Here is a 25,617-nt window from a genome sequence, read left to right on the forward strand (position 1 = left end):
ACCGAGCCGGTATCTCCTTAGTCACCTGACTACTTGAGATACTCCTTTTGGGTGAGTAAAACTGTTCAGGAGATCCCGGATATTTTCTTCGAAAATTCCGGGATGACGGGGTGAGAGGTTCCGGTTACTTATTAAGCGTATACCGGGGTGACGGGGTAATAGGCCCCGGTTACTTACTGAGCGTGTGCCGGGATGACGGGGTGAGAGGTTCCGGTTACTTACTAAGCGTATGCCGGGGTGACGGGGTGGGAGGCTCCGGTTACTTACTGAGCGTATGCCGGGATGATGGGAAGGAAGAAAATTCTTAGGTGCCTGGAGCGTGCAGAATTCAGGGAATACAGAAGTTGTTTGGCAAAACTTCTTATAACCTTCCTGACGAAAATGTTATGCTTATTATTATTATTAATCTCTCTGGGTTGTGGCAGGCCCAACGTCAAGCAGAATAAGAATTAACGTGGCGAGCAGACAACTCTTTTCATTTATGTTTCGTTCAGTCTTTTTAGGACTGGTAGTGGCTTTGCTGATCCTGTTTTTGGTGCCGGATCTACGCCAAGGGACCGGCTTTGGAACCAGTTGGTTGGCGCAAACGCCCCAAAGTGCCAAGCGTGAAACCTACTACCCGGCCCTGAGTCGTTCTGCCCCGGCGGTAGTCAACATCTACAGCGTGAGTATCGAGAACAATCCCAATTATAACAATCAGGCACGCCAGCGCACCAGTTTGGGCTCCGGCGTCATTATGACTGAGTCTGGTTACATTCTTACCTGCCACCACGTGATTAAAGACGCCAGCAGTATCTTCGTTGCACTGCAGGATAACCGCGTAGCCGAAGCGCAAATTATCGGTTCCGACCAACTTACCGATTTGGCGGTGTTGAAAGTCAATGAAAACAACCTGCATGTCATCCCCCAGTTGGAAGAGCCTGATTTACGCGTAGGTGATGTGGTAATGGCCATTGGGAATCCTTATAACCTTGGTCAAACCATCACGCAGGGCATCGTAAGCCGGGCTGGCAGAACGGGGTTATCCAACAGCTATGTTGATTTTATTCAGACTGATGCCGTTCTCAACCAGGGTAACTCAGGCGGCGCACTGGTCGACAGCAATGGCTACCTGGTAGGCATTACCAACGCCAACTTTCAGGTGCGTGATGAACGTCGCGGCACCTATATCGTCGACGGGATTAATTTTGCGGTTCCCTACGAGCTCGCAGTACGGGTAATGGAGTCCATTATTACTAACGGCAAGGTCACCCGGGGGCAACTTGGCTTCATCGGCGAAGAATTACGCGGCGGTCCGGGTATTGAAGTGAAAGCGGTAGCGGCTAAATCGCCAGCTGCACAGGCCGGATTACGCCCCGGCGATATCATAATGTCTATCGATGGTATTCGTCTGGAGAGCGCCTCTAAAGCGCTGGATATGATTGCGGAAACCCAGCCCGGCACGGTCCTGGAACTGGAAGTCAGTCGTCGTGCGAGCTTATTTACCATGCAGGTAACGGTGGCTGAGCTCCAGCTACAATAGCATTTCGTAAAAAATCACCCCGTTTTTGAATTCGTCATCTATTATTGAAGTAATGGATCTGCAGTTCAGGAACAATCTAAATGGTAGAAGTGATTACCAGGGTAAACTCCAGCCCAAGCCTTAAATACGGGAGCTACACCATCCACTTAGCGGGTAACTTGTTGTTGCTGTTTTTTCGTGGTACCTGGTCGGAAAAATGCGCCGCTGACTATGTTCGCGACGTTTCCCGTTTTCGTCATGAGCAGGATTTACAGTATTTTGCTTCAATAGCCGTTATCAGCGAGTGGCAGTTAGGCACGCCAGAAGCCATCAAGATGGTGTCTAAGGTAATTCAGCGGGGCGCCGAAATGGGGATGGTCGCGCAGTTTTTGCTTGGAGAAGGTAACAACCAGTTATCGATGCATATTGCCCGGCAGAGTGTGGAAAAAGCTTTTCCCGGTGCAATTACCGGTGCATCGCTGGATGAATTTCTACCCGCCCTTAACAAGCATGCTATACACTTTGATGAACAGCGGGTACGAAATATTCTGGCCGCTAACGGCCGCTGTGATTAGAAAATAGCGCAGGCTATTCGCTAACCCGGGAGACCACTGCGCCCAAACCACCCAGCTTATGTTCGATGGCTTCATAGCCACGATCCAGATGATAAATGCGGCTGATATGAGTTTCCCCTTCGGCAACTAAACCCGCAATAATCAGGCTGGCTGACGCACGTAAATCGGTAGCCATTACCGGCGCACCTTTCAGTGACGACTCGCCTTTACTCACTGCACTGTTAGTTTCCAGCGCAATTTCAGCGCCCATGCGTTGCAACTCAGGCACGTGCATGAAGCGATTTTCGAAGATCGTTTCGGTAATGACACCAGTGCCCGTTGCTACGGCATTCAGTGCCACAAACTGGGCCTGCATATCAGTCGGGAAGCCAGGATGTGGCGCGGTTTTTACTTTTACCGCTGTAAGCGGAGTGTGACGGCGGTCAAGCTCAATCCAGTCTTTACCGGTAGTAATAACCGCCCCCGCCTGCTGTAGCTTGGATAAAACCGCGTCGAGGGTTTCCGGGGCCGCATTTAAACATTTCACATGCCCCCCCGTAACCGCTGCCGCGACCAGATAAGTCCCGGTTTCAATACGATCAGGTAATACCGCGTAGTCGCAACCATTGAGCGCTTCAACACCATGGATACGAATTTTATCGCTGCCGGCACCGGAGATGCGCGCGCCCATGCTGTTAAGGCAATTCGCCAGGTCGACAATTTCCGGCTCACGGGCGGCATTTTCGATAATGGTTTCACCATCGGCCAGGGCCGCGGCCATCATCAGGTTTTCAGTCGCACCCACACTCACAATATCCATGAAGATACGAGCGCCTTTTAGGCGGCCATCAACACTGGCACGCACGTAGCCTTCGTCAACACTGATCACCGCGCCCATTTTCTCGAGGCCTTCCAGATGCAGATTGACCGGTCGCGCACCAATCGCGCAGCCACCGGGCAAGGAAACGTTGGCAGTGCCCAGTCGGGCAAGTAGCGGACCCAGTACCAGAATCGATGCACGCATGGTGCGCACTAACTCATAAGAAGCGGTATCGCTGGTAAGCTCGGCAGCGTGAAGCAGTACCGTATTGGCTTCCTGCTGTTCTACGCCCACGCCAAGGTCTTTTAACAGCGCCTGGGTGGTGCTGATGTCCTTTAATTGAGGCACGTTGCTGTAACGGCACGGTTGTGCGGTTAGCAAACTGGTCATGAGTAATGGCAAGGCGGCATTTTTAGCGCCTGAAATAACCACTTCGCCACTCAACGGCGGACTTTTTTTAATAATGAGTTTATCCACTGGTGAATCCTGCGTGGGTTATTGCGGCATATTAAACTGACGCTCGCGCTGCCAGTCTTTCTCAGTAAAAGTTTTAATGGAGACGGCATGCATTGAACCGTCGGCAATGAGTGCATTCAATGGGGCGTATACGGCTTGCTGACGTTTGACGCGACTCATTTCTGCAAAGGCATCGCTTACTGCAATCACGGTAAAATGAGAACCGTCACCTTTAACATGTACTTCGGCTAAGTCGAGTTTTTCTTTCAGTAAGCTTTCAATATCTTTAATGTCCATGACTCTCCGGCAGTATCTATAGTTTTTACCCGACCGGCAATACGTCGTCGAGTTCGCTGATTTTTGCCAATTTAAGCATTTTTTCCGGCAGGTTGCACAAAGTAATTTTGACCCCTTGTGCTTTTCCCTCACGAATGGCGTTAAGGGTCCACGCCAGGCCAGCGCTATCGACTCGCTGAACATCCTGAAAGTCGAGTTCGCAGTGTTTAGCAGCGCGCAAGCGCTGCTGGTCACTATTGCTCAGCGACGACCACCACTCCTGACTCAGGGTCTGGCTGTCTAAAGCGCCATTGAGTTTGATGGTTTGTTTGTCGGTCACTATTCACTGGCCTCACGGGTGCTGCCGTCTAGAGATTTCAGCTCGATAGGCTTGGCAATACGCTCACGCATAAGCTCGATGACTTTTTCGATGCCTTCGGTGCGCATAACCGGCTCATATTGCTTAATTTCGTTCTGCAACATGCTGATGCCCTCGGCAACCATGTCGTAGGCCTTCCACTCTTTATCTTTTTTCCGCACTTTGAAAGCCACTTTGATATCCGGGCGTTGGCCATCGCGGATAAGCGCGCGTACGGTTACCGTTTTATCACCATCAAAATCCTGCGGTGGCGAAAACAGCACTTCCTGATCATCGTAATAGCTCAGTGCATCGGCATAACTGGTTACCAGATACTGACGAAACACCCGAATGTATTCGATTAACGTTTCGCGGTCGGTTTTCTTCATATCGAAATATTTGCCCAGCACTTTAAACGCACTGTACTGGTAATCGATATAAGGCAGCAGTTCCTGATCCATAATGTCACGAAGAATTTCCGGATTTGCGGCAATTTCCTGCTTTGATGACTTAATACGCTCAAAGGTACGGTTACCCACCTGTTCCACCATTTTATAGGGGTCCTGGCTATTGACCTCGGGCAAGGCATCCTGGGCACTCACTGGCGCTACCACCATAAGCACTAAGGTAAAAAATGCGGCTAATTTTGCTTTCAACTTCTCTCTCCTAACCTGACAACGCAAGACTTATTAATAAAGACCGGCTTGTTGTCACTATTCTTCACTATTGCGGCTGAACAGGAACTGACCAATCAGTTCTTCCAGCACTAACGCTGAACTGGTGTCCTCGATATAGTCACCTTCAGCCAGGTTCTCAACCCCATCAATGGTAAAACCGGGTTCAAAACCAACATATTGTTCACCGAGTAATCCCGAGGTCAGAATTGACGCTGAACTGGTTTCCGGAAACTCGTTGTATTCACTCTGGATAGTTAACTCAACAACCGGGCTGTAGTCATCCTTATCCAGTTTGATGGCATTCACCCGCCCAATGGTAACGCCGCCCACTTTAACCGGTGAACGCACTTTCAACCCACCAATGTTTTCAAACTTGGCATACAGGGTGTAGGTATCACCATCAGTGATCACCGTTTGATTAGCGACTTTTAACGCCAGCAGTAACAAGGCGGCAACTGTCATTAAGACAAAAACACCTACCATTAATTCCGTTTTATAACGATTCATCGTACCCAGCCCCCTTTATTCAATACCAAACATCAGGGCGGTGAGCACGAAGTCCAACCCTAATACTGCCAATGACGAAAACACCACGGTTTGTGTGGTTGCCTGACTGATACCTTCCGAGGTTGGTATCGAATCATATCCTTTAAATATGGCAATCCAGGTCACAACCAGGGCAAAGACGAGGCTTTTTATGACCCCATTTATGACATCTTTGTCCCAATCGACGGTTGCCTGCATAATTGACCAGTAACTGCCGGCATCTACGCCCAGCCAGTCAACGCCAACCAAATGGCCGCCAAGTATGCCTACTGCAGAGAAAATCAGCGCCAGCATAGGCATGGCTATCATGCCAGCCCAAAAACGGGGGGCCACTACCCGGCGCAGCGGATCAACCGCCATCATTTCCAAACTGCTTAATTGCTCAGTAGCCTTCATCAGGCCAATTTCAGCGGTTAACGCTGAACCGGCGCGACCGGCAAATAATAATGCTGTTACCACAGGGCCCAGTTCACGAAGCAGCGAAAGGGCAACCATAGGACCCAGGCTGCCTTCTGCACCATAGTCGGTGAGAATGGTATAACCCTGTAACGCCATGACCATGCCAATAAACAGGCCTGATACAATTATAATTGCCAGCGACTGCACGCCCACTACATATAATTGACGAATAGTCAGCGGAATATTTTTCAGACTTGGCGCTGCAAATAGCGCCCCGAATATCATGAGTCCCGCGCGACCCGTGGCGGCTAACCGTTCCAGAGTGTGGCGACCGGTTTGTTGTATCCAGTTCAATCGCTTTCTCCTAAAAATGCTGCGCGCAAATCGTCTGCCGGATAATGAAACGGCACCGGTCCATCAGCCTTACCCTGCAGAAACTGCTGTACCAGTTCAGAATCACTGCCTTTAATTTGCTCGGCCGACCCTTCGCCAATCACCCGCTGGTCGGCGAGAATATAGATATAATCAGCAATGGTCAGTACCTCGGTCACATCATGGGTAACCACGATACTCGTGAGGTTGAGCGCGTCGTTGAGCTCACGAATAAGCTTCACCAGCACCCCCATGGAAATCGGATCCTGACCAGCAAAGGGCTCATCGTACATAATAAGCTCCGGATCCAACGCGATTGCCCTGGCCAGGGCCGCCCGCCGGGCCATTCCACCGGATAATTCACTGGGCATCATTTGTGCCGCACCGCGCAGGCCTACCGCCTGCAATTTCAGCGCAACGATGGTAGCAATGATAGATTCAGATAAGCTGGTGTGCTCTCGCAATGGAAAAGCAACATTATCGAACACGGTCATATCGGTGAACAACGCGCCGCTTTGAAACAGCATGCTCATGCGGCGACGATTTTGATAAAGCGTTTTGCGGCCCATTGCCGGGATCGATTGACCGTCGAAGGTAATGTCACCGCTGTCGGGAATCAGTTGCCCGCCAATCAGCCTGAGCAACGTCGTTTTACCTATTCCGCTGGGGCCCATCACGGCAGTAATTTTGCCTTTTGGCACGCGCAGGGATATGCCGTCATAAATAACGCGCTCCCCACGGGAAAAGGTCATATTTTTTACGTCGACTAGATAGTCCATGTTACTTTGCATTTCCTGTGCAGGCCTAAGCCCTGGAAGCCCGGTGAAACCACCCGGCTACGGTTTATTTTTACCGCGTTCATTGTATGACGGTTTGCGTATTCTGCCTAAACCGAAAAAGTTACAATTTATATCACGAACGCTATTGCAGGATACAGCCTGCCAGCCAAGTATATTAGATTTATATTATCCGCTAATTATGACCGAATTACCGTTTTAATTAACGAATAGCATTGTTCTATGGGGTAGAATAAACCCTGAATCTTCGCTGAAGCGGCTATTGCTTACTGTGCGGCGGATTCTACCATAGTATAAGTTAATTACATACATTCATGTAGGTATATTTAATAACCAGTTAATCAAAGTCTTCAATCTAAATAATAATCAAAGACTTGCTCACCAGCGCTAGTTATACACGCAGTTAACTCTGTGACACTCTACACAAGCAGACGTTCCATGACGATTGGACTTAGGCCCAGAAAAACTCCCTCTTTAGCCATTAAAACGCCCAACGGGTCGAGAAAGTTCATTTAGCCGATGTGCACCTCCTACAGGTAATAAGACCGGACTGACGCATTTTTCTGTCAGCCTAAACATAGGAATAAGCGCATTTTTTTGCGAGAATACCACTTTCGATGGAAGCAGGTTTTGGTGTGATACTTCAGGTAGCTATTTTTCTGGCCGGACTCGCGGTACTAAGCTGGAGTGCCGACAAATTTGTTTATGGCGCATCGGCTTTGGCTAAGAACATCGGTATATCGCCTATGATGATTGGCCTGACGATAGTAGCCATGGGCTCTTCAGCGCCGGAAATTGTGGTGTCTGCCGTCGCGTCTATCAACGGCAATCCGAACACCGCAGTAGGCAATGCCCTGGGCTCCAACATTACCAATATCGGATTAGTACTCGGTATTACTGCCCTTATTAAACCTTTACTGGTGTCGTCCAGCACCCTGAAACGGGAATTCCCCTTGTTAATGGTGATCAACGTGATTGCCGTGTATTTCCTGTATGACGGCGAACTCACCTCGATTGAGGGCGTTATTCTTATTCTGCTGTTTATTTTTGTGCTGGCCGGTATGGCCTGGATCTCGCTACTGGTAGACAAAGGCGATCCGCTGATGAATGAAACCAGGGATGAAATTCCCACAGCAGTGGAAAATTCCCATGCGGTGATGTGGATTGGCTTAGGGTTAGTCCTGTTGCCGTTAAGTGCCCACTTTATGGTAGACTCCGCCGTTCATATCGCCCGTTACTTCGGCATGAGTGATTTGGTCATTGGCTTAACCATTATTGCACTGGGTACCAGCCTGCCCGAACTGGCCGCCAGTGTGGCCGGGGTGATGAAGGGCGAAGACGATCTCGCCCTGGGTAATGTAATTGGCTCGAATATCTTTAATTTGCTGGCGGTGCTTGGCATGCCGGGGCTCCTCGCGCCGGGCTTACTCGACGAAAATGCCGCCCACCGTGACGCACTGGTGATGCTGGGACTGACCCTGCTATTATTAGTGTTTAGTTTTAATTTCCGTGGGACACGACGAATCAACCGTGTCGAAGCAGTCCTGCTAGTGGGCTGCTACCTGGTTTATCAGTATTGGTTATTTGCCTAATGACATCACAACAACAATCTTCCTTTATCGAGTCGGCCAAGCGCGTTGTCAGCATCGAGCAAGCCGCGATAGCAGCCCTTGCGGAACGCTTTGATGAGCGTTTCATTCAAGCGTGTGAACTGCTGAAAAACTGTCAGGGTAAGGTCGTGGTCAGTGGCATGGGGAAATCCGGTCATGTGGGCAATAAAATCGCCGCTACCCTTGCCAGCACGGGCACCCCGGCTTTTTTTATGCACCCGGGCGAAGCGAACCACGGCGATCTGGGCATGCTTGGCGCAAACGATGTCCTGCTGGCCATTTCAAATTCCGGCGAAACCGGTGAACTGCTCAACCTGTTACCTGTGGTGAAGCGTCTCAATGTTCCGGTCATTGCCATGACAAACCGTACCGACAGCACCCTGGGCAAACATGCCGACGTGGTACTCGACATTGGCGTTGAACAGGAAGCCTGCACGCTGGGCCTGGCGCCAACCACCAGTACCACGGTGACCCTGGTGATGGGTGATGCCCTCGCGGTAGCCTTACTCGATGCCAATGGTTTTACCTCTGACGATTTCGCTCTGTCTCACCCCGGCGGCAGTCTGGGCCGCAAATTATTGCTCACGGTGGCCGACATAATGTTAAGCGGTGACGAAATTCCGTTGGTGCCGGAACAGGCAACCGTGTCTGAGGCCCTGCTGGAAATTTCCCGCAAGGGGCTGGGGCTTACCGGTATTACCGACCGTCAGCAAAAGCTGTTGGGCGTGTTCACCGATGGCGATTTACGCCGATTGCTGGATGCCCGGGTAGATATTCATAACACCCGGATGGAAGAGGTAATGACCCGCGGCTGTAAAACCTCCCACGGCGAAGACCTCGCCGTTGAAGCACTTAATTTAATGGAACAATATAAAATTAGCGCGCTGTTAGTCGTAGATGAAAACAATCAGCCGGTAGGTGCCTTTAACATGCACATGCTGTTAAAAGCGGGAGTATTGTAATGAGTACGGTAAAAACGCTGTATACTGATTTGCCTGAGGCGTTTTTCCAACAGCTTAAAGGCATCAGGCTGCTGGTTTGTGACGTGGATGGCGTGTTCTCTGACGGGCGCATTTATCTGGGTAATCAGGGCGAAGAATTAAAAGCATTTCATACCCGCGACGGCTATGGCGTTAAGGCTCTGGTTAATGCTGGCATTGAAGTGGCGGTGATTACCGGCCGGCGTTCAGTTATTGTTAAGGACCGTATGACATCATTAAAGGTGTCGCATATTATTCAGGGTGAAGAAAACAAAGCCGACGCGCTGGCTGCTCTCATCAGCTCATTAGGGCTTACCAGAGAACAGGTGGCAGCGATTGGCGATGATATGCCGGATACCGGTATGTTTAACCACAGCGCAGTTAACATTGCGGTACAGGATGCGCATCCTCAGGTGATTCAACAAGCCAACTGGATCACCACCCTGCCCGGTGGTTTCGGCGCGGTCAGAGAAGTGTGCGACACGCTGCTGCAGGCCAACGATGCTTTACAGGGTATTTTAGGGGCCAGTGTATGAATAAAGTAGGTTTGAGCATTGCCAGTCTGTTTATCCTGGCGTCATTGCTGTACCTGCCCGGCTATCTGGCCGAAGATCCGGTTGTCGCACCGGATCAGGATGTGCTGGCGATTACCCCCAGTTATAAAGCCCGCAACCTGACCACCACGTTATACAATGAACAGGGTCAGCGTGTGCACGAAGTGTTTTCGTCAACCATGGAAAACTACGAGCAACTGGGGTTCGTCCTGTTTTTAGCGCCCCAGTACACTATTTATCAGGAGTCTGGCGAACCGCCCTGGCAAGTAGTCGCCGACGAAGGCACGTTGTATGATAACAACATGATACAACTGGAAAATAACGTAGTGATTGTGAGTAAAAACCAGGCTGACTTTGTGCAGCGTGTAACCACAGACTACCTTGAGATAGATTTGGACCAACAAACCATGGTGTCTGACGCCAGGGTGGAAATTTCGGGGCCTGATTTCCTGATATTTAGTAACGGACTTCGCGCCAACCTATTGAATAAAACTTATGAGTTGAATCAACATGTGCAAACGACTTATTCCCCTGCTAACTAGTCTGACGCTGGCCATCTCGCCGGCGCTGGTACTGGCAGCCAAGTCAGATTTCAAGAAAGACATTGAAGTGTTTTCTGAATCACAGTTTCTGGATGGTAAGAATAAAAAGTCCATTCTGATTGATAACGTCCAGGTTACTCAGGGCACATTAAGCATTCAGGCCGACCGCGTTGAAGTTGAAGCAGGCGGCGGTAAAGGCAAAGAAATCTTTATTGCTACCGGTAAGCCGGCGGTATACAGCCAGACCTTAGACGATGGCCGGGTGGTCGAAGCCCGGGCATTCGAAATTCGTTATGAAGTGGCTAACCGCACGATTTCTTTATCCGGCGATGCTGAGTTAAACCAGAATACCAGTGTGGTAAAAGGCGAAACGATTGTTTACGACATGGACAAGGAACAACTGAAAGCCACCGGTGATGGCAGCGGCAGTGAAGATGGCCGGGTACGCACCGTTTTCAGTCTGGAAGACATTGAAGCCGTGCGCGACGAAAACAAGGCCAATGGCAGCGAAGACGACCAACAGGACAACCAAGACGAATGACCACCCTCACCGCCAAACACTTAGCCAAGTCGTATAAGTCCCGGCAGGTAGTTAGGGATGTCAGCGTTGAAGTTTCTGCCGGCCAGATTGTTGGCTTGCTCGGTCCCAATGGGGCCGGTAAAACCACCACCTTCTACATGATTGTGGGTCTGGTAGCACTGGATAAAGGCGATATCCGCATCGACGATATGGATTTAACCCGCCAGCCCATGCACGAGCGCGCCCGTAATGGCATTGGTTATTTACCTCAGGAAGCGTCTATTTTCAGAAAGTTAAGTGTTTTTGACAATATCATGGCAATATTGCAGACGCGCAAAGACTTAAATTCTGCCGAACAGCAAAATGAAGCCGATGCCCTACTTGATGAATTTAATATTAACCATATACGTAATAGTACCGGGATGAGTTTGTCGGGTGGTGAGCGGCGCCGGGTGGAAATTGCCAGGGCGCTGGCCGCTAATCCGAAATTTATTTTGCTTGATGAACCCTTTGCAGGAGTTGACCCAATTTCGGTTAATGATATAAAGAAGATCATACAACATCTTCGTGATCGTGGAATTGGTATTTTGATTACCGACCACAACGTCCGGGAAACCCTCGACGTCTGTGAGAAAGCCTACATTGTGAGTCAGGGTGAATTAATCGCTCAGGGCACCGCGGAACAGGTTTTAAGTAATCAAAAGGTCAAGGATGTATACCTGGGTGAGCAATTCAGGCTATAGTTAGATACATAAAGACAACAAATTTTGTCCCTATCAATAACAAGCAAGGCGTTAAGAACAGAAGTAGATGAAACCATCTTTACAGCTCAAATTTAGTCAACAACTTACTATGACGCCACAATTGCAGCAGGCGATTAAACTGCTGCAACTTTCGACCCTGGATTTACAACTGGAAATCCAGGAAGCACTCGATTCAAATCCGTTACTGGAAGTTGATGACACCAGCGATAACGACACCATTGAGAAAAGTAAACTCGATGCCGAAGCGGATGCCGCAGCAACAGCCAGCACCGACACCAGCATGGATACCAACGAGGCGCTCGAGAAAAACGAGCTGCCTGATGAACTGCCTATCGACAGTACCTGGGACGAGTATTACTCGGCGTCTTCTGCACCTGCACCAGGGCCGGCGTCTTCTGATGATGAACAAATTTTTCAGGGTGAAACCACCGACAACATTCAGGATCACCTGCTGTGGCAGATGCGCCTCACCCCCTTTAGCGATGTAGACCGCGCCATAGCCATTGCCATTATCGATTCCATTGATGAATCCGGTTATTTAACCGTTACGGTTGAAGATATCCTGCAGAGCGTCAATACTGAAGATATGGAAGAGCCCGTAGAAGTTGATGAAATTGAATGCGTGCTCAAGCGTATTCAGATGTTCGACCCGATTGGTTCAGGCTCACGTACCCCGCAGGAGTGTCTACTGGTTCAGCTCAAACAATTTGCTCCCGAAACGCCCTGGCTTAAGGAAGCAATGATTCTTATTGAAGACTATGCTGATTTGCTTGGCAGCAAAGATTATCGCACGCTGATGCGTAAATCGCGGCTCAAAGAAGATGATTTGCGTGAAGCCATGCGTTTACTGCAAACCCTGAATCCTCGTCCTGGCAGCGCACTTATCACGCAGGAATCTGAATATGTGATCCCCGACGTGTCAGTCACCAAAAAGAAAGGCCGTTGGGTAGTTGAACTGAACCCCGACAGCCTGCCAAAACTGAGCGTAAACCAGCAGTATGCAGCCATGAGCAGACAAGCCCGTAACAGCTCAGACTCGCAGTTTATTCGCTCCCACATGCAGGAAGCAAAGTGGTTCATTAAGAGCCTCGAATCGCGCAATGAAACATTGCTCAAAGTAGCTAACTGTATTGTGCAGCAACAAATGGGCTTTTTTGAGCACGGCCCGGAAATGATGAAGCCTATGGTCCTCAACGACGTAGCCGAAATGGTCGATATGCATGAATCCACCATTTCGCGGGTAACTACCCAAAAGTACATGCATACGCCCCGCGGTATCTTTGAACTGAAATACTTCTTCTCCAGCCACGTAGCCACCGAGTCTGGCGGAGAATGTTCCTCTACCGCTATCCGCGCACTGATTAAAAAACTGGTTGCCGCCGAGAAGCCCAGTAAACCACTAAGCGACAGTAAAATTGCTCAATTGTTGGCCGAACAAGGTATTAAAGTTGCCCGGCGAACAATAGCAAAATACCGGGAATCTTTGTCGATTCCACCGTCTAACCAACGCAAGAGCCTTATTTAGGCCGAAATATAAGGAAGACGAACTATGCAAATAAATCTTACAGGTCATCACATCGAGATAACCGATTCTTTGCGTAATTATGTTGATACCAAGTTTAGTAAACTGGAGCGCCACTTTGATCACATATCCAATGTGCATGTGATCCTCAACGTGGAAAAGCTTTCTCAAAAAGCCGAAGCCACGATGCATTTAAGTGGTGCGGAAGTATTTGCGTCGTCAGAAAATCAAGATATGTATGCCGCGATAGATAGTATGGTCGACAAACTGGATCGTCAGGTAATCAAGCATAAGGAAAAGCTTAAAAAGCACTAGGCCCCAAATAACCTTATGAATATTCAAGCCTTAGTTAGCCTGGATCGCACTAAATGTGCGGTCCAGTGCAACAGTAAAAAACGAATTTTAGAAATTATCAGCGACATTGCTGCCGAAACCAACGCTGAAATTCAAAAAGAAGATGCCCTGAATGCACTGCTAAGCCGGGAAAAAATGGGCAGCACTGGCATCGGCAATGGCATTGCCTTACCCCATGGCAGACTGGCTAACCTATCCAAGGTTACGGCCGTTGTGGTAACCACTACCCCAGCCATCGCATTCGACGCCATTGATGATAAACCGGTCGATATCTTTTTTGCCATTCTGGTCCCTGAAACCCAAACCGAAGGTCATTTGCAGACACTGGCTACCATCGCCGGCAAGCTGAGCCAGAAAAGTATTGTAAAAACCATCCGTAACGCCGAATCGAAGGAACAGGTTATCGCCGCTCTGTGCGACGAGGCTGCACAATAGTCCGGCAGGGAGTCTGACAACATATGAAACTTATTATTATCAGCGGGCGCTCCGGCTCCGGCAAATCGGTTGCGCTAAGAGCCCTGGAAGATTTGGGCTACTACTGCGTTGATAACATTCCGGTTAATCTGCTCCCAACGTTAACCCATACGGTGGTTGACGAATACGACCAGGTGGCGGTGAGTATAGATGTTCGCAACCTGCCTAAAGATCCCGACGAACTGGTAGAGATCCTTGATTATCTGCCTTCGTCCTGGTCGATGACCATTGTCTATCTGGATGCCAGCGACGACATGCTGGTAAAACGCTTTAGCGAAACCCGCCGCCTGCATCCGCTGGCAAAACTGAACAAGTCACTGGCCGATGCCATTCTGGCAGAAAAAGAGCTGTTAGCACCCATTGTAGAGCGTGCTGATTTGTATATCGACACCGACCACCTGTCGATTCATCAGCTGGCTGAGCTTATCCGTGAACGGATTTTGGGTAAGAAAAGCTCCCGACTGGTACTGGTGTTTGAGTCATTTGGCTTTAAGCACGGTATTCCCAAAGACGCCGACTATGTATTCGATGTCCGCTTTTTACCTAACCCGCACTGGGAGCCTGACTTAAAACATTTAACCGGTCTGGACTCGCCGGTAGAAGCTTTTCTGGGCTCGCAGCCCATTGTCACCAAATTTATCTGGCAAATCCAAAACCTGCTGGATACCTGGATGCCCCATCTGGAGCGAAATAATCGCAGCTATGTGACCATCGCCATTGGCTGCACCGGCGGCCAGCATCGTTCCGTATTTGTGGCGCAGTCTCTGGCCAAAATATACGGCGATAAGCATCCGGATGTGCAAATTCGTCACCGGGAGTTAAACCGATAATGCGTGTAGAAAAAACCCTTACTATCGTCAATAAACTGGGCCTGCACGCCCGGGCTGCCACACAGTTAGTACAACTGGCTAATCAGTTCGATGCCGAGATCACCCTCAAAAAAGGCGATAAAGAAGCTAATGCCAACAGCGTATTGGGATTAATGCTAATGGAAAGTCATCAGGGCGAACAGGTGGATGTGATCAGCGAAGGCCCCGACGCCGAAGCCGCCATGGCAGCAGTGGAAGACCTGATTGTTGGCCGCTTTAACGAAGACGAGTAACGCACACAGCTAACCTCTGTGAAGCGGTTATCTGTGCTTTCCTTGCGATGCAAAGATTAATCACTTAATCATGCGCTAAGACAATATATTAGCGCCCTGCTCCGGCGCTCTGGCTTCTTCTGCCTGGCGGCGTATATCATCGTTTTCACTGGAAACGTCATCATGAGCCGCCGTACGTTTCTCTGCTACGGCTTTAGGTTCGCTGACCGGACTTTGCTTAACCGGTTCTTTTTGCTCGCTAACCTGCTCCGGATTATTCACCATCGTTACCGGCACGCCCTGCGGGAAAATCACTTCACGGGCGTCGTCCGGCATGCTTATACCCTTAGCGGTAAACAGTTCTACCAGGTCGCGCATCAATACCGACGCCATTTTAATCACGCTGGTATTCTCAACATTAATCCAGAAATACACTTTGAGATTTACCGTCGCCGAGCCAAGCTCATCAACCAGCACTAACGGCTCTGGCTCTTTCAGTACATTGGGATGGTCGCTTATAAGCTGTAAAGCCAACTGCTGAGCCTGCTGACAGTCGGCATCGTAACCAATGCCTAAGGTAAACTGGCCGCGCATTTTGGGGTTAGCGGTGAGATTCTTAATGGTCCCTTTGTAAATGACGGCGTTAGGGATCTGAATATGATTACCGTCAAAATCTACCAGCGTGGTGGCGCGTGTCGTGACTTTCTGCACCACCCCGGTGTAATTGTTAATTTGCACCACGTCATCAATGCGGAATGGGCGCTGCACCGTTAATAGCAAACTGGCAATCATGTTTTCGGCGATATCCCGAAAGGCAAAGCCCAAAATCAATCCCAGCACACCAGTTCCGCTCATGATGGCTACGGCAAACTCGGTAAGGCCGGAGAGCTTTAAAAACACATAGAGTGCGAATAGGATGAAAATCAGGCTTAGTGCGCGCTGACTCACCGAGCGCAATAGCGGACTGGAAGAGAGATAACCAATAGGCTTAAGCAACGCTGCCGAGAGCCGCCCCGCCAGCCACAAGGTCAGCATCAGTACCAATAATCCCAGCGCAATGGCCGGCAGTTTAACGATAAATGCCTGCCAGTAGCTGCTTAACGCGCTAACCAGTTCGCCGGTAGATGATTCCATTAACTTATTCCTTTGCGCTGTTCCTGCTAGTTAATAACCGCTTTGCCCCTGAATAGATCAGAAAAGCCAGAGCGAAATAGTAAGCTTTCATAGTTCAGTCAGGCATCGAGCCTGGCTTTATGAATAGAAGCGCTGGAATCAGCACTTGTTACGGAACCTTTGCCAAAACCGTGCTCCCATGAACACCACACTACCGGCTACTGCCCCTATCGGCAAAGCATTTAGCGGTACAAGAATAATGTTCAGCACCGCGGTAGAAGACATTCGTTGCGGGGTATAAGAGGCATAAAGCATATGCCAGTACCCGCAAAAGTGGAGCCCCATAACGACAAATAGAGCAGACCAAAGAGCAAACTTGCCTGGTATGGAACGTTTCAGATTGGTAGTTAGCCCTACCAGCAACAGAGCACCGTAGGGAATGGCTCTGAATCCTGCGGCAAGTAGCAGACTGTCGACAGTTAAATACCGTGTAACCTTAGTAAAACCTTCTGCTACTCCGTAGTCGCCAACAAATACAGCCAATACCCAGTCCACCAGTATTTGATTAATAACAACGAAGGCGGTAATTAACCCTATCCAGAAACTTTTACCCATCATTCAATCCTTGTTGAGTTCATCGCTTGAATATCGATGTAGAGTAAGTAGCCTTCAGGCTACTTACTCAGCTTCTGGAACGAAAGTGGCTGCCTGGCTGGTGGTTGACTGAGTAGTGACACTCTCGGATTTAGCCTCAGCACAATCCCGTACGTTCTTTTGCACGGTAATGGCCGCAAACATACTCAATACAAAGGCCATTCCGAAAAAGCCCTTTTCACTAAGTGCAAGTTCTGCGTTGTACAACCCCACTATTAACAGGGCAATGGCAGCCACCGTTGCTACACCACAAGCAATAAAGTATGCCCGGGTCACTTCGATTCCAGCCATTTTATCGCGGATGGTTTTCTGTAAAGACACCACAGCGAATAATCCCAGTAGCATGACGGTCAGGTAATAGCCTTTTTCATTAAGCTGCATGTAAGCGTTAAATAAGCCAATCAGGTAACTGGCAACTCCAATAATAAGCGCTGCTACTGCAGCAATCCGAAAAGCTTTGGTGGGTGCATTTGTCATCGTTTGAGTTGAGATTTCCATGTCGATATCCTCGGTTAAATAGCTTGAGTGCGGCCATTGGCATAGAGCACCACGGCATGTTGAGATAAGTTAAACTGCGCTAAGTAGTGGCCAATAGTGGTAAAGGTAGCTGTGCGAACCCGCCCCTTGTGATCAGAAGTGGTTACCCCATCTGTCACCATGCTGCCCACCGCCAGTTTTAGCGGGCTGATATGCACTCGCTGCGGTTTAAAATAGGCGGCATTGTTGGCTTTAATTCGCTGTTTATCTTCGGTTTGGTACATGGCCGCCTGCAGCATATCCAGGGTGAATTCAGTACAATTCTGCCGTTCGCTGTTAAAAGGGTTGGCCACCACCGAATAACGGGGATTGTGCAAACCAAGGTGGTTTTGTTCACTGATTAGCGCAATGAGGCGCTCCTGCACCGCTGGGGTTGGTATTACAATGCCAGCCTTAAGCGTTTGTGCGCCCCAGAAAAAATCCACCGGGTAATCAACAATGATGTCGCTGCGACCCGGGTCGTCTGCGCGCTGGTAGAGATTGTGAATGGCGTAACCGTATTCGGTACTGCCATCATCCAGGGTAATGGCAGAGTAAACCGCCACCGCTGTATGGGTAAAATGAATGCCTTTGGGCAGTTCTTTTTGCGGGCGGCCTACCCGGCCGATAATAAAGGCGTGAGCCCGATGTTCTGCCGCATACCGCTCGACCTGCTTGGCAAAGTCTATGATTTGCTCTGGTTGAAATACCGATTTTGACGGCGCCTGACTGCCGGCCTGAGCGCCGGCAGTGAGTATAATCAATAGTACTGCAATAATGACTCGCATGATCAGCTCCTTGTCCAATGAATACTTAGTGTTTTACCGTTTGTTCTACCACTACTTCTGAAGGCGGCGGATCGCGCGTGATCACGCGGGTAGTAATAGTAAGAGGTTTAGTGTTTTGCTGATGTTTGGCATGCAGGGTTTTAACCGACTGGTGGGTTGAGTCGGCGACAGCCACTACGCTCAGGCCGGTAATAATAACCGGTGCAGCCACTACCGCGCTGGCTACTGAAGCGGTTGTTGAAACCCCTTCCACACTGGCCAGCACACTGTGCTTGCTAGCCTGGCCGCTGTGATCAACGGAGTCAGCAGCCATAGCTCCCTGAGCAACAACGGCGCTGGTCAGTAAAGCGATGATTAATTTTTTCATTGTCATAGTCCTTCATTGGTTGGTTCCCCTTCAAGCTAGTCCCTGGTAGAAAATAAGTAAACTCAATTTAAATATGTAGTATATTGCTACACCAAAGGTATCGGATTTTAATACTATGAGTCAGATTAAGCAGGTAACACAGCGATTAAAACAATTGCTAAAAGAACAGGGAATGACCTACAAATCCTTGTCTGAACAGTTGCAGTTAAGCGAGGCAAGTGTAAAACGGTGTTTCTCGCAACAAAGTTTTACCCTGGAGCGCCTGGAGCAGGTTTGTGAAGCACTGGGGCTAACCCTGAGTGATGTGTTTATCCAGGTGGCTCAATCCCAACCCAAGGTGTCGCAGCTTTCTGAGGATCAGGAGCGGGATTTACTCGACAACCCCCGTTTATTATTAGCCGCTGTGTGCGTGCGAGACGGCTGGCAATTTAATGAAATTATTGATTATTACGATATCAGCGAACCCGAGGCTGTGCGGTTGATGGTAAAACTCGATCGGCTAAAGCTGATTGAGTTTCTGCCCGGTAACCGGTATCGGCTATTGATTGCCCAGGATTTTCGTTGGATCCCGGGCGGGCCGTTGGAGCGATTTATGGAGCAGGAAGTCATGGTAAAGTTCATGTCGCCAAAGAAAAACGAACCCTGGGCTTTTCGTTTTTATTTGCGCGGCCGGTATTCGCAGAGTTCCGTAGAGATCATTCAGCGCCGTCTTAACCAGCTTACCCGGGAGGCCGCTGAACTCAACGAAGAAGACGCCCGGTTACCCATTAACGAACGCACCCATATGGGGCTATTAATGGCCATGCGGCCCTGGGAGCCGTCACTGTTTGAAGCCATGCGTCGCACTCCCACATAGCGTTCAGTCAGACTCAGACTGATTTCGTTCAATCATTAACGCGATAGTGTCGTTGCTGTAGCCATCTTCGGTTTTATATTCGCGGTAGCCCTTGGACACCGCAAACCCGATAACATACTGTTGCTGGTCGAGGGTATAAATGCCGGCGCCCTGGCCACCTCTGCCGTGGTTAAGTATTTCGGCTGGCAGCGCCAGATATTCACCGGCCTGCCAGGGGGCCTGGGCACTGGCTGAAATGACCTGGCCACGGCGGTCTATGAAGACCCCCATTCGTTTGGCCGAACTGCTATTGAGCACATCGTCCAACATTTGCCGAAACTCAGGTTCACTGTCGAACACCAGGCCAATTCCGCCAACCACCTGATTGTTATGACGGATGGCTGCATTGTAAATATAAGTGGGTCGCTGCTGATAATAGTCTGAAGGATGAAAAGCCGACACACTGTACTGCTGCGAACTACTTAGCGCTAAGACACTGCGCCATTGCGTCGGCTCCGCGGCCTGGGTATCTAACCAATCATCCAATGAAGAGGATGACACGGCGACTATCTTCCCGCTTCGGTCGTACACATAAATCCCGGTATAAACGGTATACAATTCGTTGATATACGACAGTATGGCACTCATCTCATGTTGTGCATCCGCCGTTACCGCTGCGGCCCCTAAAGCGTGGATAAACTGCTCTGTTAATGCCCACCAGCGGCAATCATTGGCCCGTTCATATAAATTGCGATCCATGATGTCAATGGCCAGCGCTGCCTGAGCGCTCAGCGCATTGTAGTGCGTGGTGAGGGCGGTACTCATTAGCTGACTGACTGAACTACTGAATATCCCCTGCATCTGGCGACCAATCTGACGAATTTCTTCCAGAATCGGAATAAATTCATCGGCATCAGTCCGTGCCGCCGCTATACGGCCGTTAAGAACAACCAAATCCAAATCATCGGTTACTACTTTGGAGCGATGCTGGATATTACTCAGCGTGGCTGAAAACCCCTGCCAGCGGGCCACATCTTGCTGGGCCTTGTCATTATCCCTCTCTGAACGTTGCTGCTCCACCGAACGTGAAAAGGGCATCAGCACACAACCCTGCCACGATAAGCCCATGTACCCCTGATAGCCTCGCGTGGGCGCTACGGTACAGAAGTATTGTTGGTTGTTAAGGGTGATAAACTGGTCTTGTCGGTGTACGTCGATACGTTCTCCCCGCGACAGTAATGCCTGATGGCTCGCCTCGAGGACTTTTCCGTTAGCATCGAGTAACGCCATCACCAGGCCGCTGCCATCGCTCAGATCGGCAAATAACGACGCCATTTCATTTTCGAGTTTAAAACTCAGGCAAAGCACACCAAGGGGCACATTGCTCTGCGGATCCCTGACCGGGGCCAGAAACAGTGACGACAGTGGCTTGTGAGGACAAAGCGGCGAAAAACGACAAATTTCGATATATTCCTGCTGACCGTCAAGGAGCTCCTGAATAACCGGGTCGCTACCTAATTGCTCGGCCACGGCCGAATTCATGCGGACTTTAAGCTTACCGTTCACATCGAACAACATAACATCATCGTAAACCGAGTACTTCGCCGCATACTCAAGCATATGTTGCTGCACCACCTGAGTCGCTGCCGGATCCACCTGCGTTGATTTCAAATAACTGACAAAACGGGTATCAGTGGCTAAAAACCCCACATCGGCGGTTCGCTCAAATAAATTACGATTAGGAATATCAATCAAGGTTTGGGCAATGGAGCGGTGTTTACGGCCTATTTGCTGCACCTGCTCAGCCAGCAGGTTCTCAATGAGTAACGCTTGTAAATCGGCAAACTCGCCCTTGGTATCAAGCATATTCGCCAGCAGACTTTGTGGCACATTGAGACTGTTGATTTTGCCCACCAGGGCAACCTTGTCCCACCAGCGATTAAGGTTCATCAGGTTATTCTGATGCTGTGTTACAGAGGGAAATACGGCGGTCAGGGCATTTCTGTTTTTCTCATTCAGTGTTTGCACAGCGCGTCACCTACAACTTTAGTTCAAGCTATTGTTTTATTTAAATTATGCAAATCCTTTTATACCAGATGGTAAAATTAAATATTGTATACTTTATGATAATTCTCATAACTTTTAGCTATAGTCTTTATGGATATGCTGGCTTTACCGAATAAAAAACAGTCAGTTAACATTTTAATCCATGACAGAAATCGGCCGCTGAGTTAATCTTACAGGCATAGTGACATTCTCAAGGATTACCGGTGGCAGAAGCGATAGAAGCAAATTATGCGCGTTCACAATTACGTGGCATAAATAAGGCGCTGTCTGAAGGCCGCTTTGTTTCTGTTCGTAAACAACTGCATGAAATGCCGCCGAGCGACGTGGCACTGATCCTGGAATCCAGCCCAACTAAAACCCGTGATGATTTGTGGGAACTGCTCGACAGCGATTTCCACGGTGATGTTATCGAAGAGCTCTCCGAAGAAGTCCGTAACGGTATTATTGCCAAAATGATGCCTGCCAAGGTGGTTGACGCCCTGGAAGACATGGATACCGACGATCTGGCCGAAACCCTGTCGAGCCTGCCGGAAGAAGTGCTGCAGGATGTACTGCAATCCATGGATGCTCAGGACCGCCATCGCGCCGAACAAGCCATGTCCTACGGTGAGGAAACCGCCGGTTTCATCATGAACACCGATACCATCACCCTGCGTCCGGAAGTGTCGATTGATGTAGTATTGCGCTATTTGCGATTAAAGGGCGACTTACCCGAAAACACCGATACCTTCTATGTGGTAAGCCGCACGGATAACCTGGTGGGTATCGTACCGGTAACCCGCCTGATCACCACGGATCCCGAAGCCAAAGTATCTGAGGTGATGGACGAAGAACCCGAAGCCATTCCGGTTAACATGCCCGATGATGAAGTGGCCAGTATGTTTGAACGATATAACTGGCTGTCGGCACCGGTGGTTGACGACAAACACCGTCTGGTAGGCCGTATCACCATCGATGACGTAGTCGACATTATCCGTGAAGATGCAGAGCACTCCATGATGAGTATGGCCGGTCTGGATGACGAAGAAGATACTTTTGCGCCGGTCTGGCAAAGTACCCGGCGACGTTCGGTCTGGCTCGGCGTTAACCTGCTCACCGCGTTAATGGCCGCCGCGGTCAGCGATTTGTTTGAAGCCACGCTGAGTCAGCTGGCCGTGCTGGCGATCCTCAACACGATTGTGCCCAGTATGGGCGGGGTTGCCGGTAACCAAACCCTGACCCTGGTGATCCGCGGTATGGCCCTTGGCCATGTAAACCCGTCTAACTCCCGTTGGTTGATCACCAAGGAGTTTGCCATCGGATTACTCAACGGTGTGATTTGGGCGGTCCTGATTGCCACGGTAATTGCCACATGGAAACAAGACCTTACACTGGGCATTATCATCGCATTTGCGATGCTGATGAACATGATTGCCGCTGCGCTGTCAGGCGCTACACTACCCATTGTGATGAAAAAACTGCGCATCGATCCCGCACTCGCTGGTAGTGTCATTCTGACTACCATTACCGACGTAGTGGGCATCTTTGCCTTTTTAGGCACTGCGACCTTATTTCTGGTGTAGTTCACCTTTACTGCACAACATCTGATACCACTGGAACAAAGTGTGTGCCGCGATGGCGCGTAGCAGCGCCGTAACCGGCCCACCGCAAAGGAGATAATAAATGGAACTGATCCGCTCTTTGATGATTGCAGCCACCGCCTCGCTTATGCTGAGTGCCTGCATGACAGCTCAGAACAGCACCAGCGACAGCACGGCCAGTCCTTCGGCCACAGCCCCCTCAGCTTCTGCTGAAGATCCCTACCTTTGGCTGGAAGACGTCGAAGGTGAAAAAGCACTAAACTGGGTGCGTAGCCAGAATCAACGTACGCTGGCAGATATTCAGGCTAATCCGGTGTATGCCGACCTCAATGCCAAAGCGCTGGAAGTCGTCAACTCATCAGAAAGAATTCCTTACGGCACCATCCGCAATGGCTATGTTTACAACTTCTGGCAGGATGCCAGCCATGTCAGAGGCCTGTGGCGTCGCACTCCCCTTGAAAGCTATGCCACAGAAACACCGCAATGGGAAACTATCCTCGACTTCGACAAGCTGGCTAAAAACGAAGATAAAAACTGGGTATATAAAGGCGCCAACTGTTACACAGCAAAAACAAAAGTCGATTATAAATGCCTGATAAGCCTGTCAAATGGCGGTAAAGATGCCGTAGTGATCCGGGAGTTTGACCTTTCCACCAAGCGCTTTGTAAAAGACGGTTTTACCTTACCTGAAGCCAAATCCGGCGTCGCCTGGGTTGATTATAATACTCTTCTGGTGGCCACAGACTGGGGCAGTGATGGGACTACGCTGACCGAATCTGGCTATCCTTCCGTGGTAAAACGGTGGCAGCGCGGCACACCGCTAAGTGAAGCAGCCCCTCTGTTCAACGGCAAGAAGACCGATGTGGGTGTATTCCCGTATATTCAGGAGCGGGACAACGGCACCCGTATAGAAGGCGTAGTGGTCGCCCCAACCTTTTTTACCCGCGAAAACTACATTTTCCCGCAAAATGGTGCCCCTGCTGTGCGCTTACCACTGCCGGAAAAATCCGATGTAGTGGGTTTATTTGAAGGGCAACTGATATTTACCATCAAGCAGGACTGGGCTGTAGAAGCCGGTGGCAATACCACCCTTTACTCTACTGGCAGCCTGCTGGCGATGCCTTTCACCGAAGCAGGCGAGATTACCCCGGCCACGGTGCCAGAAGTGATTTTTGAGCCTAACGAGCGTCAGGCCATCGAAGGTGTATCGATGACCAAAGGGCAGTTGCTGATGACCTTAAGCGACAATGTGGTGGGCAAGGTGATTGCCATTACCAAAGCAGAGAGAGAATGGCAGTTAGAGCCACTCGACCTGCCTGCTAATGGCACCCTGTCGGTCTCCTTTGCCGACAAGGAGGAAACCACGGTACTCATCAATTACGAGGGCTTCCTCACGCCCGATTCATTAATGAGTTATACGCCACAAAGCGGCGCAGTGAAAACGTTAAAAAGCCTGCCAAGCTGGTTTAACGACGACGACCTGGTGGTAGAGCAAAAAGAAGCGAAGTCAAAAGACGGCACCATGGTTCCGTTTTTCGTGATCCACAAAAAGGGCATTAAACACGATGGTAAAACCCCTACCCTGCTGTACGGCTATGGCGGCTTTCAGATCTCCATGCGCCCCAGTTACAGTGGTTTAAGAGGTAAGTTGTGGTTGGAACGGGGCGGCGCTTTTGTGCTGGCTAATATCCGTGGAGGGGGTGAGTTTGGCCCTAAATGGCATCAGGCCGGTCTGAAAACCAAGCGTCAGCTGGTTTATGATGATTTTATCGCAGTAGGCGAATGGCTGATTGATCACAAGCTGACGTCTCCTGAACACCTCGGTATTCAGGGCGGTTCTAACGGTGGTCTGTTAATGGGTGTCATGCTCACCCAGCGCCCGGATTTGTGGAATGCCGTGATTGTGCAGGTACCGCTGCTCGACATGCTGCGTTTTCACCTGTTACTGTCAGGTGCCAGTTGGGTTGGCGAGTACGGCTCACCTGATATTCCCGAAGAGCGCGAATGGCTGGAAAAGATGTCGCCGTATCATAACTTCGATGCCGGCGTTGACTACCCGGAACCGTTCTTTGTAACCTCAACCAAAGACGACAGGGTCCATCCCGGACACGCCCGTAAGATGGCTAAATTATTTGAAGCCTCGGGCAAGCCGTTTCTTTACTACGAGAATATAGACGGGGGTCACTCTGCAGCGGCTAATCAGCAGGAAACTGCTAAGCGGGTAGCCCTTGAGTTTACCTATCTGACAGAGAAACTCATGGCTGAAAGCGCAGATTAAGTCTGCTGATTCTTGTAAATAATCCACCTTCTGAAGAAGGTGGCTTTGAGTTCCCTCCCTAAAGGGAGCTCTATTTCAATCGAAGAAAGGACAATAATTGTGCCCTTCTTCAGTGTTGTCATTGTCACTGGCATACATAACAAACTGGAAGAATCATCATGGATGAGGATTCAGTCGATGCGGCACATGGATGTGCCGTCATTGACGGTCTAGTTTGTTCTGCCAGTGACAATGACGCTTTTCACTGATAAGGGCTGCGGGG

At 49.8% G+C, this 25,617-nt stretch carries 29 protein-coding genes; 16 read left to right on the top strand and 13 right to left on the bottom strand.

Features of this window, described 5'->3' with window-relative positions:
• Nucleotides 1-481 precede the first annotated feature (481 nt).
• On the top strand, nucleotides 482-1,522 hold the full coding sequence (locus AC27IB_RS19350) for a trypsin-like peptidase domain-containing protein (RefSeq protein ID WP_487123041.1): 1,041 nt from the start codon (nucleotides 482-484) through the stop codon (nucleotides 1,520-1,522).
• A gap of 80 nt (nucleotides 1,523-1,602) precedes the next feature.
• Nucleotides 1,603-2,076, top strand: coding sequence for a hypothetical protein (locus AC27IB_RS19355; protein WP_296052197.1), 474 nt, complete (start codon nucleotides 1,603-1,605; stop codon nucleotides 2,074-2,076).
• A 13-nt stretch (nucleotides 2,077-2,089) separates the two neighbouring features.
• Here AC27IB_RS19355 and murA read toward each other — a convergent pair whose 3' ends face one another.
• Genes murA through mlaF form a run of 7 tightly spaced genes read right to left on the bottom strand, consistent with a single transcriptional unit; the run spans nucleotide 2,090 to nucleotide 6,738 of the window.
• Nucleotides 2,090-3,352, bottom strand: coding sequence for a UDP-N-acetylglucosamine 1-carboxyvinyltransferase (gene murA / locus AC27IB_RS19360; protein ID WP_487122971.1), 1,263 nt, complete (start codon nucleotides 3,350-3,352; stop codon nucleotides 2,090-2,092).
• Between the two features lie 18 nt (nucleotides 3,353-3,370).
• Nucleotides 3,371-3,628 carry a BolA family protein gene (locus tag AC27IB_RS19365; RefSeq protein WP_296052194.1) on the bottom strand — a complete coding sequence of 86 codons (258 nt, stop codon included), beginning with the start codon at nucleotides 3,626-3,628 and terminating at the stop codon, nucleotides 3,371-3,373.
• A gap of 25 nt (nucleotides 3,629-3,653) precedes the next feature.
• Entirely contained in the window at nucleotides 3,654-3,947 is a 294-nt protein-coding gene (locus AC27IB_RS19370; protein ID WP_296052193.1) for an STAS domain-containing protein, read from the bottom strand.
• Entirely contained in the window at nucleotides 3,947-4,621 is a 675-nt protein-coding gene (locus tag AC27IB_RS19375) for an MlaC/ttg2D family ABC transporter substrate-binding protein (RefSeq protein ID WP_296052190.1), read from the bottom strand. Before AC27IB_RS19375 ends, AC27IB_RS19370 begins: the two co-directional genes overlap by 1 nt.
• Nucleotides 4,622-4,678: 57 nt before the next feature.
• Entirely contained in the window at nucleotides 4,679-5,149 is a 471-nt protein-coding gene (mlaD, locus tag AC27IB_RS19380; protein WP_296052187.1) for an outer membrane lipid asymmetry maintenance protein MlaD, read from the bottom strand.
• 15 nt (nucleotides 5,150-5,164) lie between these two features.
• Nucleotides 5,165-5,941, bottom strand: a complete 777-nt coding sequence (gene mlaE / locus AC27IB_RS19385) for a lipid asymmetry maintenance ABC transporter permease subunit MlaE (protein WP_487122975.1) — start codon at nucleotides 5,939-5,941, stop codon at nucleotides 5,165-5,167.
• Nucleotides 5,938-6,738, bottom strand: coding sequence for a phospholipid ABC transporter ATP-binding protein MlaF (gene mlaF / locus AC27IB_RS19390; protein ID WP_487122977.1), 801 nt, complete (start codon nucleotides 6,736-6,738; stop codon nucleotides 5,938-5,940). The genes mlaE and mlaF overlap by 4 nt, the downstream gene beginning before the upstream one ends.
• 653 nt (nucleotides 6,739-7,391) lie before the next feature.
• On the opposite strand from mlaF, the gene AC27IB_RS19395 reads away from it, so the two are divergent.
• The 11 genes from AC27IB_RS19395 (at nucleotide 7,392) to AC27IB_RS19445 (ending at nucleotide 15,178) form a co-directional block, all read left to right on the top strand.
• The gene (locus AC27IB_RS19395) at nucleotides 7,392-8,348 is read left to right on the top strand and encodes a calcium/sodium antiporter (RefSeq protein ID WP_487123043.1); all 957 of its coding nucleotides are present in this window, start codon (nucleotides 7,392-7,394) and stop codon (nucleotides 8,346-8,348) included.
• Complete coding sequence (locus AC27IB_RS19400) at nucleotides 8,348-9,328, top strand: KpsF/GutQ family sugar-phosphate isomerase (protein WP_487122979.1); 981 nt, start codon at nucleotides 8,348-8,350, stop codon at nucleotides 9,326-9,328. The genes AC27IB_RS19395 and AC27IB_RS19400 overlap by 1 nt, the downstream gene beginning before the upstream one ends.
• Nucleotides 9,328-9,882, top strand: coding sequence for a 3-deoxy-manno-octulosonate-8-phosphatase KdsC (kdsC, locus tag AC27IB_RS19405; RefSeq protein ID WP_487122981.1), 555 nt, complete (start codon nucleotides 9,328-9,330; stop codon nucleotides 9,880-9,882). Before AC27IB_RS19400 ends, kdsC begins: the two co-directional genes overlap by 1 nt.
• Nucleotides 9,879-10,442, top strand: a complete 564-nt coding sequence (gene lptC / locus AC27IB_RS19410) for an LPS export ABC transporter periplasmic protein LptC (RefSeq protein WP_296053627.1) — start codon at nucleotides 9,879-9,881, stop codon at nucleotides 10,440-10,442. The genes kdsC and lptC overlap by 4 nt, the downstream gene beginning before the upstream one ends.
• Nucleotides 10,411-10,983, top strand: a complete 573-nt coding sequence (gene lptA / locus AC27IB_RS19415; RefSeq protein WP_487122983.1) for a lipopolysaccharide transport periplasmic protein LptA — start codon at nucleotides 10,411-10,413, stop codon at nucleotides 10,981-10,983. Before lptC ends, lptA begins: the two co-directional genes overlap by 32 nt.
• Nucleotides 10,980-11,705 (top strand): LPS export ABC transporter ATP-binding protein, encoded by a 726-nt coding sequence (gene lptB / locus AC27IB_RS19420; protein ID WP_487122985.1) that lies wholly within the window; start codon nucleotides 10,980-10,982, stop codon nucleotides 11,703-11,705. Before lptA ends, lptB begins: the two co-directional genes overlap by 4 nt.
• 67 nt (nucleotides 11,706-11,772) lie before the next feature.
• Nucleotides 11,773-13,251 (top strand): RNA polymerase factor sigma-54, encoded by a 1,479-nt coding sequence (locus AC27IB_RS19425; RefSeq protein WP_296053595.1) that lies wholly within the window; start codon nucleotides 11,773-11,775, stop codon nucleotides 13,249-13,251.
• 24 nt (nucleotides 13,252-13,275) lie between these two features.
• Nucleotides 13,276-13,563 carry a ribosome hibernation promoting factor gene (hpf, locus tag AC27IB_RS19430; protein ID WP_296053597.1) on the top strand — a complete coding sequence of 96 codons (288 nt, stop codon included), beginning with the start codon at nucleotides 13,276-13,278 and terminating at the stop codon, nucleotides 13,561-13,563.
• A gap of 15 nt (nucleotides 13,564-13,578) precedes the next feature.
• Nucleotides 13,579-14,037, top strand: coding sequence for a PTS IIA-like nitrogen regulatory protein PtsN (gene ptsN / locus AC27IB_RS19435; protein WP_296053598.1), 459 nt, complete (start codon nucleotides 13,579-13,581; stop codon nucleotides 14,035-14,037).
• Between the two features lie 23 nt (nucleotides 14,038-14,060).
• Nucleotides 14,061-14,906 (top strand): RNase adapter RapZ, encoded by an 846-nt coding sequence (gene rapZ, locus AC27IB_RS19440; protein WP_296053600.1) that lies wholly within the window; start codon nucleotides 14,061-14,063, stop codon nucleotides 14,904-14,906.
• Nucleotides 14,906-15,178 carry an HPr family phosphocarrier protein gene (locus AC27IB_RS19445; protein ID WP_296053601.1) on the top strand — a complete coding sequence of 91 codons (273 nt, stop codon included), beginning with the start codon at nucleotides 14,906-14,908 and terminating at the stop codon, nucleotides 15,176-15,178. The genes rapZ and AC27IB_RS19445 overlap by 1 nt, the downstream gene beginning before the upstream one ends.
• A gap of 75 nt (nucleotides 15,179-15,253) precedes the next feature.
• On the opposite strand, the gene AC27IB_RS19450 is transcribed toward AC27IB_RS19445, so the two are convergent.
• The 5 genes from AC27IB_RS19450 to AC27IB_RS19470 all read right to left on the bottom strand — a co-directional run bounded on the left by AC27IB_RS19450 (nucleotide 15,254) and on the right by AC27IB_RS19470 (nucleotide 18,595).
• Nucleotides 15,254-16,291 carry a mechanosensitive ion channel family protein gene (locus AC27IB_RS19450; protein ID WP_487122988.1) on the bottom strand — a complete coding sequence of 346 codons (1,038 nt, stop codon included), beginning with the start codon at nucleotides 16,289-16,291 and terminating at the stop codon, nucleotides 15,254-15,256.
• Nucleotides 16,292-16,429: 138 nt separating this feature from the next.
• On the bottom strand, nucleotides 16,430-16,888 hold the full coding sequence (locus AC27IB_RS19455) for a hypothetical protein (RefSeq protein WP_487122990.1): 459 nt from the start codon (nucleotides 16,886-16,888) through the stop codon (nucleotides 16,430-16,432).
• 60 nt (nucleotides 16,889-16,948) lie between these two features.
• Nucleotides 16,949-17,422 (bottom strand): inner membrane protein YiaA, encoded by a 474-nt coding sequence (gene yiaA / locus AC27IB_RS19460; RefSeq protein ID WP_487122992.1) that lies wholly within the window; start codon nucleotides 17,420-17,422, stop codon nucleotides 16,949-16,951.
• A 14-nt stretch (nucleotides 17,423-17,436) separates the two neighbouring features.
• Nucleotides 17,437-18,228: a DUF2145 domain-containing protein gene (locus tag AC27IB_RS19465; RefSeq protein ID WP_487122994.1), complete on the bottom strand. Its 792-nt coding sequence runs from the start codon at nucleotides 18,226-18,228 to the stop codon at nucleotides 17,437-17,439.
• A gap of 25 nt (nucleotides 18,229-18,253) precedes the next feature.
• Nucleotides 18,254-18,595 (bottom strand): hypothetical protein, encoded by a 342-nt coding sequence (locus AC27IB_RS19470; protein ID WP_487122996.1) that lies wholly within the window; start codon nucleotides 18,593-18,595, stop codon nucleotides 18,254-18,256.
• Between the two features lie 115 nt (nucleotides 18,596-18,710).
• On the opposite strand from AC27IB_RS19470, the gene AC27IB_RS19475 reads away from it, so the two are divergent.
• Nucleotides 18,711-19,451: a helix-turn-helix domain-containing protein gene (locus AC27IB_RS19475; RefSeq protein WP_296047594.1), complete on the top strand. Its 741-nt coding sequence runs from the start codon at nucleotides 18,711-18,713 to the stop codon at nucleotides 19,449-19,451.
• A gap of 3 nt (nucleotides 19,452-19,454) precedes the next feature.
• Here the strand turns inward: AC27IB_RS19475 and AC27IB_RS19480 are convergent, their stop codons facing one another.
• Nucleotides 19,455-21,458: a hypothetical protein gene (locus tag AC27IB_RS19480; protein ID WP_487122998.1), complete on the bottom strand. Its 2,004-nt coding sequence runs from the start codon at nucleotides 21,456-21,458 to the stop codon at nucleotides 19,455-19,457.
• A 242-nt stretch (nucleotides 21,459-21,700) separates the two neighbouring features.
• Here AC27IB_RS19480 and mgtE point away from each other — a divergent pair, with 242 nt between their 5' ends.
• A complete protein-coding gene (mgtE, locus tag AC27IB_RS19485) occupies nucleotides 21,701-23,059 on the top strand; it encodes a magnesium transporter (protein ID WP_296047598.1) in 1,359 nt (452 codons plus the stop codon).
• Between the two features lie 100 nt (nucleotides 23,060-23,159).
• Entirely contained in the window at nucleotides 23,160-25,355 is a 2,196-nt protein-coding gene (locus AC27IB_RS19490) for a prolyl oligopeptidase family serine peptidase (RefSeq protein WP_487123001.1), read from the top strand.
• Nucleotides 25,356-25,617: the final 262 nt, after the last annotated feature.

Source organism: Alteromonas sp. 4NH20-0104 (genome assembly GCF_057547795.1).

What these genes read in the sequence shown, in the direction of transcription:
- AC27IB_RS19350 (WP_487123041.1), top strand. Translation starts at nt 482, where the DNA reads ATGTTTCGTTCAGTCTTTTTAGGACTGGTAGTGGCTTTGCTGATCCTG.
- AC27IB_RS19355 (WP_296052197.1), top strand. Translation starts at nt 1,603, where the DNA reads ATGGTAGAAGTGATTACCAGGGTAAACTCCAGCCCAAGCCTTAAATAC.
- AC27IB_RS19365 (WP_296052194.1), bottom strand. Translation starts at nt 3,628, where the DNA reads ATGGACATTAAAGATATTGAAAGCTTACTGAAAGAAAAACTCGACTTA.
- mlaD (WP_296052187.1), bottom strand. Translation starts at nt 5,149, where the DNA reads ATGAATCGTTATAAAACGGAATTAATGGTAGGTGTTTTTGTCTTAATG.
- mlaF (WP_487122977.1), bottom strand. Translation starts at nt 6,738, where the DNA reads ATGGACTATCTAGTCGACGTAAAAAATATGACCTTTTCCCGTGGGGAG.
- AC27IB_RS19400 (WP_487122979.1), top strand. Translation starts at nt 8,348, where the DNA reads ATGACATCACAACAACAATCTTCCTTTATCGAGTCGGCCAAGCGCGTT.
- kdsC (WP_487122981.1), top strand. Translation starts at nt 9,328, where the DNA reads ATGAGTACGGTAAAAACGCTGTATACTGATTTGCCTGAGGCGTTTTTC.
- lptC (WP_296053627.1), top strand. Translation starts at nt 9,879, where the DNA reads ATGAATAAAGTAGGTTTGAGCATTGCCAGTCTGTTTATCCTGGCGTCA.
- lptA (WP_487122983.1), top strand. Translation starts at nt 10,411, where the DNA reads ATGTGCAAACGACTTATTCCCCTGCTAACTAGTCTGACGCTGGCCATC.
- lptB (WP_487122985.1), top strand. Translation starts at nt 10,980, where the DNA reads ATGACCACCCTCACCGCCAAACACTTAGCCAAGTCGTATAAGTCCCGG.
- AC27IB_RS19425 (WP_296053595.1), top strand. Translation starts at nt 11,773, where the DNA reads ATGAAACCATCTTTACAGCTCAAATTTAGTCAACAACTTACTATGACG.
- hpf (WP_296053597.1), top strand. Translation starts at nt 13,276, where the DNA reads ATGCAAATAAATCTTACAGGTCATCACATCGAGATAACCGATTCTTTG.
- ptsN (WP_296053598.1), top strand. Translation starts at nt 13,579, where the DNA reads ATGAATATTCAAGCCTTAGTTAGCCTGGATCGCACTAAATGTGCGGTC.
- rapZ (WP_296053600.1), top strand. Translation starts at nt 14,061, where the DNA reads ATGAAACTTATTATTATCAGCGGGCGCTCCGGCTCCGGCAAATCGGTT.
- AC27IB_RS19445 (WP_296053601.1), top strand. Translation starts at nt 14,906, where the DNA reads ATGCGTGTAGAAAAAACCCTTACTATCGTCAATAAACTGGGCCTGCAC.
- AC27IB_RS19450 (WP_487122988.1), bottom strand. Translation starts at nt 16,291, where the DNA reads ATGGAATCATCTACCGGCGAACTGGTTAGCGCGTTAAGCAGCTACTGG.
- AC27IB_RS19455 (WP_487122990.1), bottom strand. Translation starts at nt 16,888, where the DNA reads ATGATGGGTAAAAGTTTCTGGATAGGGTTAATTACCGCCTTCGTTGTT.
- yiaA (WP_487122992.1), bottom strand. Translation starts at nt 17,422, where the DNA reads ATGGAAATCTCAACTCAAACGATGACAAATGCACCCACCAAAGCTTTT.
- AC27IB_RS19465 (WP_487122994.1), bottom strand. Translation starts at nt 18,228, where the DNA reads ATGCGAGTCATTATTGCAGTACTATTGATTATACTCACTGCCGGCGCT.
- AC27IB_RS19470 (WP_487122996.1), bottom strand. Translation starts at nt 18,595, where the DNA reads ATGAAAAAATTAATCATCGCTTTACTGACCAGCGCCGTTGTTGCTCAG.
- AC27IB_RS19475 (WP_296047594.1), top strand. Translation starts at nt 18,711, where the DNA reads ATGAGTCAGATTAAGCAGGTAACACAGCGATTAAAACAATTGCTAAAA.
- AC27IB_RS19490 (WP_487123001.1), top strand. Translation starts at nt 23,160, where the DNA reads ATGGAACTGATCCGCTCTTTGATGATTGCAGCCACCGCCTCGCTTATG.